Raw genomic sequence first — 12,760 nt, 5'->3', positions numbered from 1 at the left:
ATAGCATGGGTCCCGGCCGCCACGGACCACGGGGCGCCGCCACCACGTCGCGCAAGGAGCACAGGATGACCGAACGTCTCGCCGCCGGGGCCGACGCCCCCGACTTCACCCTGCCGGACGAGCACGGCACGCCGACGAGCCTGCGCGACCTGCGGGGCCGCAAGGTCATCGTGTACTTCTACCCGGCCGCGTCGACGCCCGGATGCACGACCGAGGCCTGCGACTTCCGCGACAACATGAACTCCCTGCAGGGCGCCGGCTACACGGTGCTCGGCATCAGCAAGGACGACCTCCCCGCGCTGCAGCGGTTCAAGGACGAGCAGGCCCTGACCTTCCCGCTCCTGAGCGACCCGGACCTGACGGTCCACCGCGCGTACGGCGCGTACGGCGAGAAGAACCTCTACGGCAAGGTCACGACGGGCACGATCCGCTCGACGATCGTCGTCGACGAGGACGGCCGCGTGCAGCTGCCGCTCTACAACGTGAAGGCGACGGGGCACGTGGCCGCGCTGCGGAAGAAGCTCGGCCTGGACTGAGTCCCTGCCCTCAGCGCTCGAGGTCGCGGCGGGCGAGCACCGCCGTCGTCGCCGGTGCGAAGACGAGCACCAGGGCGAGCAGCGCTGGCAGGAGCAGCACCCACCCGATCGCCGGGACCCGGAACACGCCCTGGAACGCACCGACGGCGAGGGCGATCTGGAGGAACTGCCAGACGACGACCCCGCTCCGCACCCAGGAGCGGGCGCGGGCCAGTCCGAGCACCATCGCTCCCAGCCAGATCGCGGCGACGGCGGCGAGGACGATGAGCGCCAGACCGTTCACGACCGAGTCCGGCGGGGCGACCACGAGGTCGACGACGAGCACCACCGTGAGCACCGCCACGGCGAGGAACTCGAGCCCCACGACGACCGCGAGACCGAGCACGGTCGGCGTCCGGAATGCCGCGCGATCAGGTGATTCCCGATCAGCGGCACCCTCGGGGCGCTCCGGGCGTGGGGCATCCGACACAGCGTTCCTCCAGCTCTCGACCCTTGATTTGGCCATATCAGTATGGAACGATGTTCGAGGTCGATGGAACGCCACGATGACGTGTGCGCCTCCCGCAGAGTCTTTCTCTCCCCCACAGAGAATCCCCCCGCAGTGCTGCAGCCCAGCTGGCCCACGCCTGCACTTGATTCGCCACGGCCGTTCGTCGTGCGATTCGAAGCTATTTAAGGAGCATCAACACATGGATTGGCGTGACAAGGCCGCCTGCCTCACCGCGGACCCCGAGCTCTTCTTCCCGGTCGGGAACACCGGCCCGGCCGTCGACCAGATCGAGAAGGCGAAGTCGGTGTGCGCTCGGTGCACCGTCACCGAGACCTGTCTGCAGTACGCGCTCGAGACCTCGCAGGACTCGGGCGTCTGGGGCGGTCTGAGCGAGGACGAGCGTCGCGCGCTCAAGCGCCGCGCTGCCCGCGCACGTCGCGCCTCCTGACCGAGCGCACCCGTTCCGACGCCGACGGCGCCCGGTCCCCCAGGGGACCGGGCGCCGTCGTCGTTCCACCCCACGTCGTCCTGCCGCGCCCGTCGTCCCTCGACTCGGACCCCGCGCGATCCCGAGGCCGAAGCCCTACGACTGCTCCGACCACCGGAAGGGGATGCCGATGGTGACCTCGGTACCGCTGCCGACCAAGGTGTGCCAGTCGATCGTGCCGCCGAGTTCGCCCTGGATCAGGGTCCGCACGATCTGCGTGCCGAGTCCCGCACCGACCTTGCCCTCGGGGAGTCCGCGCCCGTTGTCGCGCACCTGCACCTCGAGGTGGTCCTCGAACCGGTCGGCCACGATCTCGACCTCGCCGTCACGGCCGTCGAGCCCGTGCTCCACCGCGTTCGTCACGAGTTCCGTGAGGCCGAGCGCCAACGGCGTCGCCGCTTCGCTCGGGAGCACACCGAACTCGCCCGTCTTCTTGGGGCGCACGGTCGTGTTGTGACTCGCCGCGACCTCGGTCACGAGCATGAGCACGCGGTCGAACACGTCGTCGAAGTCCACGTTCTGGCTGAGACCGGTCGAGAGCGTGTCGTGGACGACCGCGATGGCCGCGACACGACGCATCGCCTGCTGCAGGGCCTCCCGGGCCTCCTCCGAATGCGTGCGACGCGCCTGGATGCGGAGGAGCGACGCGACCGTCTGCAGGTTGTTCTTGACGCGGTGGTGGATCTCGCGGATCGTCGCGTCCTTCGTGATGAGCTCGCGCTCCTGGTGCCGCTGCTCGGTGACGTCACGGCAGAGCACGATCGCCCCGATGCGCTCCCCGTGGTCGCGCAGGGGGATCGCGCGGAGCGTCACGGTCACGCCCTTCGCCTCGATGTCGGTGCGCCACGGAGCGCGACCGGTCACGACGAGCGGCAGGGACTCGTCCACGACGAGTTGATTCCCGAGCAGCCCGGTCGTCACCTCGGCCAGGGAGAGCCCTTCGAGCTCGCCCTCGAAGCCCATCCGGTTGAAGGCACTGAGGCCGTTCGGGCTCGCGAAGGTGACGACGCCCCCGACGTCGAGTCGCAGGAGTCCGTCGGAGGCACGAGGAGCACCCCGACGCGGACCGGTCGGTGCGCCGATGTCCGGGAAGTCCCCCGTGGCGATCATGCCGAACAGGTCGTTCGCGCTCGAGTTGAACGTCAGCTCCTGGCGGCTCGGCGTGCGCTGCTCGTTGACGTTCGAGTGGCGTGTGACGACGGCGATGGGCGCCTCCGTCGTCTGGGCGCTCGTGGCGGACAACCGACGCAGGACCGGGATCGCGCGCACGCGGGTCGGGGTGTCCTCGTACCAGTCGGGCTCCGCCGAGTCGACGATCTCGCTGCGTTCGAAGCACTGGGTGATCTGGTCGCGCCACTCGTCCCGCACGCCCTGCCCGACGACGTCGCGGTAGAACAGCGTCGCGGCAGACGACGGCCGCGCGTGCGCGACTGCCACGAACGAGCCGTCCTCCGCGGGCACCCACACCACGATGTCGGCGAACGACAGGTCGGCGAGGAGCTGACCGTCGCCCACGAGCAGGTGGAGCCACTCGACGTCCGCGTCGGTGGACCGGCCTTGGGCGAGAACGAGGTCACTGAGGGTCGACACGGAGCAAGTCTAGGTGGCCGCCTCCGGTCCTCCCTGCGACCGTCCCCACCTCGGTCCAGGGATTAAATGTCACATTCCAACGGTCAGTAGCCTGAGGGCGTGGCCGGGGAGGCCGCACCACCGCACCACGAGGGGGCTCATGGACGACCGTGCCGCACAGCGCACCGACGACGGACCGGAGGGACGGGGCACGCGCCGTCAGGGGCGGCACGCCCTGACCGAGCACGGAGCGCAGCCGGCTCCTCCGCTGCCCACGGCGCTCGACGGCGCGGTCCTCCGCCCCACGCCTCCCGGGCACGAGCCGGATCGCTCTGCCGAGCGCGCGCCGCGTCGCACCGCCGGGCCGCGCCAGCTCCGCCGCGCCGACGCCGCACCGCAGCCCCCTCGCGCAGCGCTGCCGGACCCCACCCCCGTCGCGCGGGACCTCGCCCGCTGTGTCGTCGAGATCCTCGCCGGCGCCCGTGAACTCGACCAGATCGCGCGGTGGGTGACGGACGACGTGCACCGACACCTCCAGGTCCGCGTCCGATTGGCGGCCCGCGCGCGGTCGGTACGCCGGACGGCGCCGCGCCGGCCCGTCTTCTCGATCGGTTCGGTGATCGTCCGCGAACCGAGCGACGGTGTCGCCGAGGCCACCGTCATCGTGCATGCACGGGCACGAACTCGTGCGGTCGCGATCCGCCTGGAGGGCCGCGACGGCCGATGGCGCGCGACCGCGGTCAGCGTCCTCTGACCACCGGTGCGGACCGCACCGGAGCGCAGGGCTGACCGGCGACGGGTGCGCGAACGCCGAACGGCGACGGCCCGAGGAGGACCGCCGCCGTTCCGGGAACGCTCCCGATCAGCTCTTCTTGGCCTGCGCCCGACGGTCCGCCCGGTTCGTCGGCGCCGTGTCGCGCTGCCCGAAGGCACCGCGCTGCCCGGACGCCGTCGCCGCAGCACCGAACGACGACCCCCGCTCGGGACCCGGGACCTGCTCGGCCTCGGCGACGGCCTGCTGCCGCTGCGCGAGTGCGGTCGCGGCCTGCTCGAGGCGACCGCTCTGGTCACGGACCTCGACCTCGCCGTCGATCGACGGTGCCGAGTACTCCAGACCGGCGGCCTCCGAGTCCTCGCCGAGGCCCTTGGCGTCGATGACGGCCGTCTCGCCGTCACGCTGCACCTGGACCTCGAGGTTGAACAGGAACCCGATGGACTCCTCGCGGATCTGGCCCATCATGCTCTGGAACAGGGCGTAGCCCTCGCGCTGGTACTCGACGAGGGGGTCGCGCTGCGCCATCGCGCGGAGACCGATGCCGTCCTTGAGGTAGTCCATCTCGTAGAGGTGGTCGCGCCAGCGTCGGTCGATCACCGACAGGACGACGCGGCGCTCGAGTTCGCGCATGGCCTCGTCGCCGAGGGCCTCCTCGCGCTTCTGGTACGCGAGCTTGGCGTCCGACAGGATCTCGCGGCCGAGGAAGTCGCGCGATGCCTTGCCCCGCGATCCGGCCTCGGTGATGACCTCGTCGATGGTGATCGACACGGGGTAGAGCGTCCCGAGCTCGGTCCACATCGCGTCGAGGTCCCAGTCGTCCGGGGAGCCCTCGCCCGTGTGCGAGTCGATGATCTCGTTGACCACGCTCTCGAGGAACTGCTGCGACCGGTCGTGCAGGTCGTCGCCCTCGAGGATGCGGCGCCGGTCGTCGTAGATGGCCTCGCGCTGGCGGTTCAGGACGTCGTCGTACTTCAGCACGTTCTTGCGGATCTCGGCGTTCCGGGCCTCGACCTGGGCCTGCGCGGAGCGGATCGCACGGCCGACGAGCTTGTTCTCGATCGCGAGGTCGTCCGGGACGTTCGAGCGGCCCATGAGGCTCTCGGCCGCGCCGGAGTTGAACAACCGCATGAGGTCGTCGGTGAGGGACAGGTAGAAGCGGCTCTCGCCGGGGTCGCCCTGTCGACCGGAGCGACCACGCAGCTGGTTGTCGATGCGCCGGGACTCGTGTCGCTCCGTGCCGAGCACGTACAGCCCACCGGCGTCGCGGACCTTCTCGGCCTCGACCTCGACCTCGGCCTTGACGCGGGCGAACACGTCGTCCCACGCGGCCTCGTACTCATCCGGGGTCTCGGTCGGGGACAACCCCTTCGCGTGCATCTCGGCGACGGCGAGGAACTCCGCGTTGCCGCCGAGCATGATGTCCGTACCGCGGCCGGCCATGTTCGTGGCGACCGTGACCGCACCGAGACGACCCGCCTGGGCGACGATCGCGGCCTCGCGCGCGTGGTTCTTCGCGTTGAGCACCTCGTGCTTCACGCCGCGCTTGGCGAGGAGCTTGGACAGGTACTCGCTCTTCTCGACGCTCGTCGTGCCGACGAGGACGGGCTGGCCGTTCTCGTGCCGCTGCTCGATGTCGGCGGCGACCTGTTCGAACTTCGCGGGCTCGTTCTTGTACACGAGGTCCGTCTGGTCGTTGCGCTGCATCGGCCTGTTCGTCGGGATCGGGACGACGCCGAGCTTGTACGTCGACATGAACTCCGCCGCCTCGGTCTCGGCGGTACCGGTCATGCCGGAGAGCTTCTTGTACAGGCGGAAGTAGTTCTGCAGCGTGATGGTGGCGAGGGTCTGGTTCTCCGCCTTGACCTCGACGCCCTCCTTCGCCTCGATCGCCTGGTGGATGCCCTCGTTGTACCGGCGGCCCATGAGGATGCGACCGGTGTGCTCGTCGACGATGAGCACCTCGCCGTTCATGACGACGTAGTCCTTGTCGCGCTTGAACAGGGCGTCGGCCTTGATCGCGTTGTTGAGGAACGAGATGAGCGGGGTGTTGGCCGACTCGTACAGGTTGTCGATGCCGAGGTAGTCCTCGACCTTCTCGATCCCGGGCTCGAGCACGCCGACCGTGCGCTTCTTCTCGTCGACCTCGTAGTCGACGCCGGGACGCAGGCGCGTGGCGATCGTGGCGAACTCGGTGAACCAGCGGTTGGCCTCGCCCGAGGACGGTCCGGAGATGATGAGCGGCGTGCGGGCCTCGTCGATGAGGATCGAGTCGACCTCGTCGACGATGGCGAAGAAGTGCCCGCGCTGCACCATGTCCGACGCCTGCCACGCCATGTTGTCGCGCAGGTAGTCGAAGCCGAACTCGTTGTTCGTGCCGTACGTGATGTCGGCGGCGTACTGCTCGCGACGCTCGGCGGGCTCCTGCCCCGCGAGGATGCAGCCGGTGGTCATGCCGAGCGCGCGGAACACGCGGCCCATGAGCTCGGACTGGTAGCTCGCGAGGAAGTCGTTGACGGTGATGACGTGCACGCCGCGCGAGGCGATGGCGTTGAGGTACGCGGCCGTCGTCGCGACGAGCGTCTTGCCCTCACCGGTCTTCATCTCGGCGATGTTCCCGAGGTGCAGCGCGGCACCGCCCATGAGCTGGACGTCGAAGTGACGGAGCCCGAGCGTGCGCTTCGACGCCTCACGCACCGCGGCGAACGCCTCGGGCAGCAGGTCGTCCAGGGACTCGCCGTTCGCGTACCGCTCGCGCAGCTCACGCGTCTCGTCGCGCAGTTCCTCGTCGCTGAGGGTGGCGAAGTCGTCCTCGAGGTCGTTGATCGCCTCGGCGTAGGCCTTGAGGCGTCGGAGCGTGCGCCCTTCGCCGATGCGGAGGACCTTCTCCAGCACGTTGGTCAATCGAGACTCCTCATGGTGTCGTCTGGCGCTGATCGCTCGGGGCCTCCGGACGGCCGGTCGCGCGCGCCTGATCAGCCAGCCATGCTAGCAACCTCCGCGCCCGCACACCTGGGCAGCGGGCGCTGCCGGAGCCGATGGATGCGCCCGTTCGCTCGGGGCGGACACAAGGGCCCCGACCGCACCGTGTGGTGCCGACCGGGGCCCTCGTGGTCGTGCGCGGAGGTCAGACGGTCACGCCAGCGCGTTCGACCGTCGCGGCCTCTTGCTGGACGGGTGCGGCGTCGTCCAGGGCGATGACGCCGTAGTCCCAGCCCTTGCGGCGGTACACGACGCTGGGGCGTTCCGTCTCGGCGTCGATGAAGAGGTAGAAGTCGTGGCCGACGAGCTCCATGTAGTACAGCGCGTCGTCGACGGTCATCGGGGACGACGCGAAGACCTTCGTGCGGATGACGACGGGGTTGTAGGCGTCCTCGTCCGCCGCCTGGGCCTCGTCCGTCACGACGGGCAGGCTGCCGGTCGCGACCGTCTCGATGAGCGTGCCGTCGGCGGGCACGACGTCCATCGTGGCGAACCCGTCACCCGCCGCCTCGGCGACCGAGGTCGGGCGGTGACGGCCCCGGTGGACCTTCTTGCGGTCCTTCGCACGCCGCAACCGCTCGGCGATGCGGGCGAACGCCAGGTCGAACGCCGCGTACTTGTCGGACGCGGTCGACTCGGCGCGGATGAGCGGCCCGGGACCGATGAGGGTGAGCTCGACGCGGTCGTCGCCGCTCGCCCCGCTGCTCTTCTCGTGGTGTCGACTGACCCGGACCTCGAAGGCCACGGCACGATCGGCGAGCGCGTCGATCTTCGCGGACTTCTCCTCGGCGTAGGCGCGGAAACGGTCGGTGATCCCGACGTTCCGTCCCGTGATCGAGATGTCCATGGCGGCTCCCATCCAGACTCGGCGCGTCGCCTCCTCGTGGCGACTCCAGACGCCTTTCGAGCGAGCGTAGACCCGGGTGCACGCGACGATTCAGGGTCCGGTCCCAGCCTCCGACGGGGAGGACGGCTCCACGCTCGCCGTCGCCACGCACCGCACCACGCGGCCGCCCGCGGCGCGGACCGCCCGGATCGCCTCGGCCATGGTCACCCCGGTCGTCACGACGTCGTCGACGAGCACGACGGCGCGGTCGCGCACGTCCACCGCGCGGAGGGTGCCGACCGTCGCGGTCACCCGGTCCACCCCCGACAGCGACTTTTGGCCGCCGTCGCGCCTGCCGCGGGCCCGCGGGTCCGGCACCCGTCGGAGCACGCGAGCGGTCCGGAAACCACCGCGACGGAGCAGGACGACGACCGGGTCGAATCCCCGCCGCCGACGTCCCGCCCGCGAGGACGGCACCCGGACCACGACCGCGTCGGGCGCCTCGGCGAGCGCCCCCCGGAGTGCCCGCACGGTGGGGCGGGCCAGCGGTCCGACGACGTCGAGCCGTCCGTGCACCTTGAACGCGAGCACGAGGGCCCGGGCCGTCCCGCGGTAGGTGAACGGGGCGTCGAGCCGGACGCCGGCCACGAGCCGGACGCACGACGGGGTCGCGGCGAGGTCCTCGAGACACGCGTGACACACCGGGCGGTCGTCACGCCCGCAGACGACGCACGACACCGGCAGCAGCACGCCGAGCGCCTCGATCGCCGCGTCCCGCCACCGGTCGGCTTCCCGCTCCCCCATGCCTCGATCGTCGCGCCGCGGCCGCGTGACTCGGCGCCGGATCCATCAGTCGGTGGACGGCGGTCCGGACGGGAGCACCTGGGGAGGACGGGCCTCCCGGCCTACCGCTGCGTGCCGAGGACGGCCGCCGTCACGCCGCTGTCGTCCCAGCCACCGCCGCTCTCGGCGAGCACACGGCCGTCGGTCATGCGCAGCAGCAGCGAGTCGGACGCACCGCCGACGATCGTCGTCGCCGAACCGGACGGGCGGTTGAGCGTCGTCGAACGCCCGCCGATGGTCGACGACGTCACGGTCGAGCCGGTCGCGGTGGAGCCGAGCGACGCCACCTCGAGGTCGCTCTGCCACGTCGCGTCGACCGGGGTGCCCGCGGCGACCGGCACCCGGACGGGTGCGCCGAGCGCGGTCGGCTGCTTCTGCGAGTTCCGGAGCACGCCCATGACGTACAGGGCGGCACCCTCGTCGGTGTCGATGAGCGCGAGTGCCCGGGTGGCGTCCCGCGACACGCGGAACGCGACGAGTCGGCCGTCGGGCAGGCTCGACGAGATCGGGTGCGGATCGCCCTCGAGCCCGTACGCGACGACCGACCGGGGGTCCGCCGCCTGGGCCGACCACACGAAGCCCTCGTCGTCGATGGACGGCGCGACGAGACCGCTCCGCGTGTCCACCTGCACGGGAGCGCTCGAGCCGGACCGGACGGCGTCCACGCCGTCGGCCGTGCCGACCGCGGCGGAGGTGCCCGCCGCCGTCACCTCGAGTGACGTCGGGTCGAGGCCGCGGATCTTGTCCGCGATGCCGGCGAGTTGGTCGACGGCTCCCGCGGCTGCGTTGCCGACGGCGTTCTTCGCGACGACGAGCGGCCGGGCGTCGACGTCGGGGTCGCGTTCGGCGTTCGTGCCCGTCGAGTCGGGCACGTCGAGGCTCGTGCCCTCGACCGTGATCGTCACGGACGAGATGCTCGCGACCGACGCCAGGCTCGCGGTGAGCTGCTCGCGCATCCGGACCTTCTCGACCGTGGTCGCTTTCAGCGCGTCACTCGTCAGGTCGACCTGGGCGGACCCGCTCTCGATCGTCACGGCGTTGAGGGACAGCTGCGTGCCCTCGGGGAACGCCGTGACGACCGCTCCCTTGAGCCACTCGCTCGGCCCGGCGAGCAGCGCGCTCGCGATCCGCGTGCTCGTCGACGACCGGGCGAGGAACCACCGTTCCTCGGGCACGAGGTAGTGGTACGTCGGGTCGTAGAAGTAGAGGGCGTGCGCCTGGAACACCGACTCGAAGCTGACGGGCGACAGGATGATCCCGCCGGGCGCGTAGCTGATCCGCCACTGCCCGTGTTCCTTGCGGAACTGGAACGTCAGCGTCGACGTCGCGTCGCTGTCGGCCTGCGTGTACTCGCCGTCGGCGTCCACCGTGGCCGACACCGTCATCGTGTACGAGAGCCGACGGTCCCCGGTGCGCGCGACGGTGCCGCTCCCCTGGCGGACGGTCACACTCTGCCGCGGGTTCCACCGCTGCGCGAACCCCGTCGTCAGGAACTCCCGTGCCACCGCGTAGTTGTCCTGGGCACCGGTGGCCGCGTCGATGAACTGTCGGAGGACGGTCTCCTGGTCCGAGCCCTTGACCGGCCCGTTCGGGCGGTAGTCGACGCCGGACGGCGCCTGGTCCTCGACGCGGCCGCCCTTCTGCACGGCACCGCCGGTCGGGATCGCGGCGCAGGCGGTGAGCACGACGAGCACGAGCGTCGCGACGAGCGCGGTGAGGACGCGCCGGGTCACCGCTGCGGCCCTCCGTCGCCGTCGGCGGCGACGGCCGGGAGGCGCGGCTCGTCCTCCAGGTCGTCGAGCGCGGGCAACGGGATCACCGACCGCGTCACCGCGTCGCCGGCGCGGCGCGGGAGCGTCAGCACGAACACCGATCCGACCGTCGGCCGCGACCAGACGTCGATCCGCCCGCCGTGCAGGTGTGCGTCCTCGAGGCTGATCGCGAGCCCCAGGCCGGTCCCGCCGATGGTCCGCTGTCGACTCGGGTCGGCCCGCCAGAACCGGTCGAACACGCGCTCGACGTCCTGCGGGGGCATCCCGACGCCCTGGTCGCGCACGGCGATCGCGACCGTGTCGGCGTCGCTGTCAACCACGACCTGCACCGGCTTGGCCTCGCCGTGCTCGATCGCGTTCCCGACGAGGTTGCGGAGCACGCGCCGGATCCGTCGTCCGTCGGCCTGCACGACGACGTGGCCGCCCGGTGTGGCGACCTGCAGCTCGACTCCGGCCGACTCGGCGAGCGGCCGGAACTCGTCGACGATGTCGGTCGCGAGCGCCGCCGGCACGACCGGCTCCGTCTCGAGCTGCACCGCCTGGGCGTCGTACCGCGAGATCTCGAGCAGGTCCGCCAGCAGCCACTCGAACCGGTCGATCTGGGTGTGCAGGAGCTCGCTCGACCGGGCCACCGCTGGTTCGAACGCGTGCCGGGCGTCGAACAGGACGTCGCCCGCGAGCCGGATGGTCGTCAGGGGCGTGCGGAGCTCGTGGGACACGTCCGACACGAACCGCTGCTGCACGCGGGACAGCTCGGCGAGCTGGGTGATCTGCCGGCTCATCACGTCGGCCATGCCGTTGAAGCTCGTGGCGAGGATCGCGATGTCGTCCTCGCCCCGCACGGGGATACGTTCGTCGAGTCGACCGGCGGCGATCTTGCGGCTCGTCTCGGCCGCGACGCGCACCGGGCCGACGACGAGGCGGACGACGAGCGACGTGACGAGCGCGATGAGCACGACGAGCGCCACGCCGCCGACGGACAGCGTCTGCGACACGAAGTCCAGCGTCTTCTGCGCGTCGCTGAGGTCGTAGACGAGGTACAGCTCGTACTGCCCGGCGCTGGGGATCTGGAGCGTCGACCCGACCGCGAGCCCCGGTTCCCGTCGTCCGCCGTCCTCGAGCGCGACCGCCTGCAGCCGGAGCGCACCGGAGTCCTTCGCGACGGCCTTCCGCAACTCGGGCGTGATCACCGAGTCCGGGAAGTCGGGGCTCGCGATGTTCTGGAGCGTCTGCGTGGTGGACTGCCCCGGGGTGCGGAGGATGGCGATGCTCGTGCCGCCGGGACTCGTCGTGGTGGTCAGGATCGAGGTCTGCGCCTCGTTCTGCAGCGTCTCGAGCTCGACCTGGTTGTTGTCCTCGGCGGCGGTGGCGGCGTCGAAGATGTTCTGGGCGAGGACCGTCGCACGTTCCGACTCGGCCTCGATCTGGTCTCGCCGTTGGGCGTAGACGTTGTTCGTGATGCTCAGGGTGATCGCGGTGCCGATGACGCTGACCGCGAGCCCGGTCGTCAGGACCGTGATGGCGACCGCGCGGAACAACAGGGACCGTCGCCAGAGGAACGCGACGGCGCGCCACCCCCGCCGGATCCATCGCCGGGTGCGCCGCCACACCTGCCGGACGGTGACCACCCCGGGGGACGTGACGGATGTCGGCGTCGCACGGGCCGCGGGCCTGGCCAACGGCTAGCCCTGCGAACCCGCCCGGTAGCCGACGCCGCGCACGGTGGTGACGATGCGCGGGTTGTCCGGGTCGTGCTCGATCTTGGCGCGCAGCCGCTGCACGTGGACGTTGACCAGTCGCGTGTCCGCCTTGTAGTGGTACCCCCACACCTGCTCGAGCAGCATCTCGCGCGTGAACACCTGGTTCGGCTTCTCGGCGAGGGCGCGCAGCAGGTCGAACTCGAGCGGGGTGAGTGCGATCGGGGTGCGGCCGCGGCGGACCTCGTGCCCGGGGACGTCGACCGTGAGGTCCCCGACGGTGAGGACGGCCGCGTCGCTCGCCACCGGGCGCAGGCGCGTGCGGATGCGCGCGACGAGCTCCTTCGGGTTGAACGGCTTGACCACGTAGTCGTCGGCACCGTTCTCGAGGCCGGACACGACGTCGGCGGTGTCGCCCTTGGCGGTGAGCATGATGATCGGCGTGCCGCTCTCGGCACGGATCCGGCGACAGACCTCGATCCCGTCGACACCCGGCAGCATGACGTCGAGCAGCACGAGGTCCGGTCGCGTGCTCTGGAAGGCCTCGAGCGCGTCGGTGCCGTCCTCGCTGAACTCGAGCTCGAACCCCTCGGACCGGAGGACGATCCCGATCATCTCGGCGAGCGCCTGGTCGTCGTCGACGACGAGGATGCGCGGGCTCATGGTCCCCCTCAGGATCGGTGGTGCCGGACGTGGCGACGCGCCCGTGCTGCCACCATAACCGAGGGACCCGGTCACGACGGCCGGGCGCGGCGAGGCGACGGTCCGCGGGGATCGCCGCCGCGC

The 12,760-nt window shown here is 71.1% G+C and carries 11 protein-coding genes; 3 read left to right on the top strand and 8 right to left on the bottom strand.

Annotated features, from left to right (window positions below; translation table 11 throughout):
* Nucleotides 1-65: 65 nt before the first annotated feature.
* Entirely contained in the window at nucleotides 66-536 is a 471-nt protein-coding gene (bcp, locus tag DEI81_RS05855; protein ID WP_111009565.1) for a thioredoxin-dependent thiol peroxidase, read from the top strand.
* Nucleotides 537-546: 10 nt separating this feature from the next.
* Here the strand turns inward: bcp and DEI81_RS05850 are convergent, their stop codons facing one another.
* A complete protein-coding gene (locus DEI81_RS05850) occupies nucleotides 547-921 on the bottom strand; it encodes a hypothetical protein (RefSeq protein WP_111009564.1) in 375 nt (124 codons plus the stop codon).
* A gap of 304 nt (nucleotides 922-1,225) precedes the next feature.
* On the opposite strand from DEI81_RS05850, the gene DEI81_RS05845 reads away from it, so the two are divergent.
* A complete protein-coding gene (locus tag DEI81_RS05845; RefSeq protein WP_066515941.1) occupies nucleotides 1,226-1,474 on the top strand; it encodes a WhiB family transcriptional regulator in 249 nt (82 codons plus the stop codon).
* A gap of 135 nt (nucleotides 1,475-1,609) precedes the next feature.
* Here the strand turns inward: DEI81_RS05845 and DEI81_RS05840 are convergent, their stop codons facing one another.
* On the bottom strand, nucleotides 1,610-3,103 hold the full coding sequence (locus DEI81_RS05840; protein WP_111009563.1) for a sensor histidine kinase: 1,494 nt from the start codon (nucleotides 3,101-3,103) through the stop codon (nucleotides 1,610-1,612).
* A gap of 139 nt (nucleotides 3,104-3,242) precedes the next feature.
* Here DEI81_RS05840 and DEI81_RS16375 point away from each other — a divergent pair, with 139 nt between their 5' ends.
* Nucleotides 3,243-3,836, top strand: coding sequence for an Rv3235 family protein (locus tag DEI81_RS16375; protein WP_220035634.1), 594 nt, complete (start codon nucleotides 3,243-3,245; stop codon nucleotides 3,834-3,836).
* Nucleotides 3,837-3,944: 108 nt separating this feature from the next.
* Here the strand turns inward: DEI81_RS16375 and secA are convergent, their stop codons facing one another.
* The 6 genes from secA to mtrA all read right to left on the bottom strand — a co-directional run bounded on the left by secA (nucleotide 3,945) and on the right by mtrA (nucleotide 12,637).
* On the bottom strand, nucleotides 3,945-6,758 hold the full coding sequence (secA, locus tag DEI81_RS05830; protein WP_111009562.1) for a preprotein translocase subunit SecA: 2,814 nt from the start codon (nucleotides 6,756-6,758) through the stop codon (nucleotides 3,945-3,947).
* Between the two features lie 223 nt (nucleotides 6,759-6,981).
* Complete coding sequence (gene hpf / locus DEI81_RS05825) at nucleotides 6,982-7,683, bottom strand: ribosome hibernation-promoting factor, HPF/YfiA family (protein WP_111009561.1); 702 nt, start codon at nucleotides 7,681-7,683, stop codon at nucleotides 6,982-6,984.
* 90 nt (nucleotides 7,684-7,773) lie between these two features.
* Nucleotides 7,774-8,466: a ComF family protein gene (locus tag DEI81_RS05820; protein WP_111009560.1), complete on the bottom strand. Its 693-nt coding sequence runs from the start codon at nucleotides 8,464-8,466 to the stop codon at nucleotides 7,774-7,776.
* Nucleotides 8,467-8,567: 101 nt separating this feature from the next.
* Nucleotides 8,568-10,238 (bottom strand): LpqB family beta-propeller domain-containing protein, encoded by a 1,671-nt coding sequence (locus tag DEI81_RS05815; RefSeq protein ID WP_111009559.1) that lies wholly within the window; start codon nucleotides 10,236-10,238, stop codon nucleotides 8,568-8,570.
* Nucleotides 10,235-11,887 (bottom strand): MtrAB system histidine kinase MtrB, encoded by a 1,653-nt coding sequence (gene mtrB, locus DEI81_RS05810; RefSeq protein ID WP_111009637.1) that lies wholly within the window; start codon nucleotides 11,885-11,887, stop codon nucleotides 10,235-10,237. Before mtrB ends, DEI81_RS05815 begins: the two co-directional genes overlap by 4 nt.
* A 72-nt stretch (nucleotides 11,888-11,959) precedes the next feature.
* Nucleotides 11,960-12,637, bottom strand: a complete 678-nt coding sequence (mtrA, locus tag DEI81_RS05805; protein WP_111009558.1) for an MtrAB system response regulator MtrA — start codon at nucleotides 12,635-12,637, stop codon at nucleotides 11,960-11,962.
* Nucleotides 12,638-12,760: the final 123 nt, after the last annotated feature.

Origin of the sequence: Curtobacterium sp. MCBD17_013 (genome assembly GCF_003234565.1) — a bacterium.
Lineage (GTDB): Bacteria > Actinomycetota > Actinomycetes > Actinomycetales > Microbacteriaceae > Curtobacterium.
This window is presented reverse-complemented; position numbering and strand designations above follow the sequence as displayed.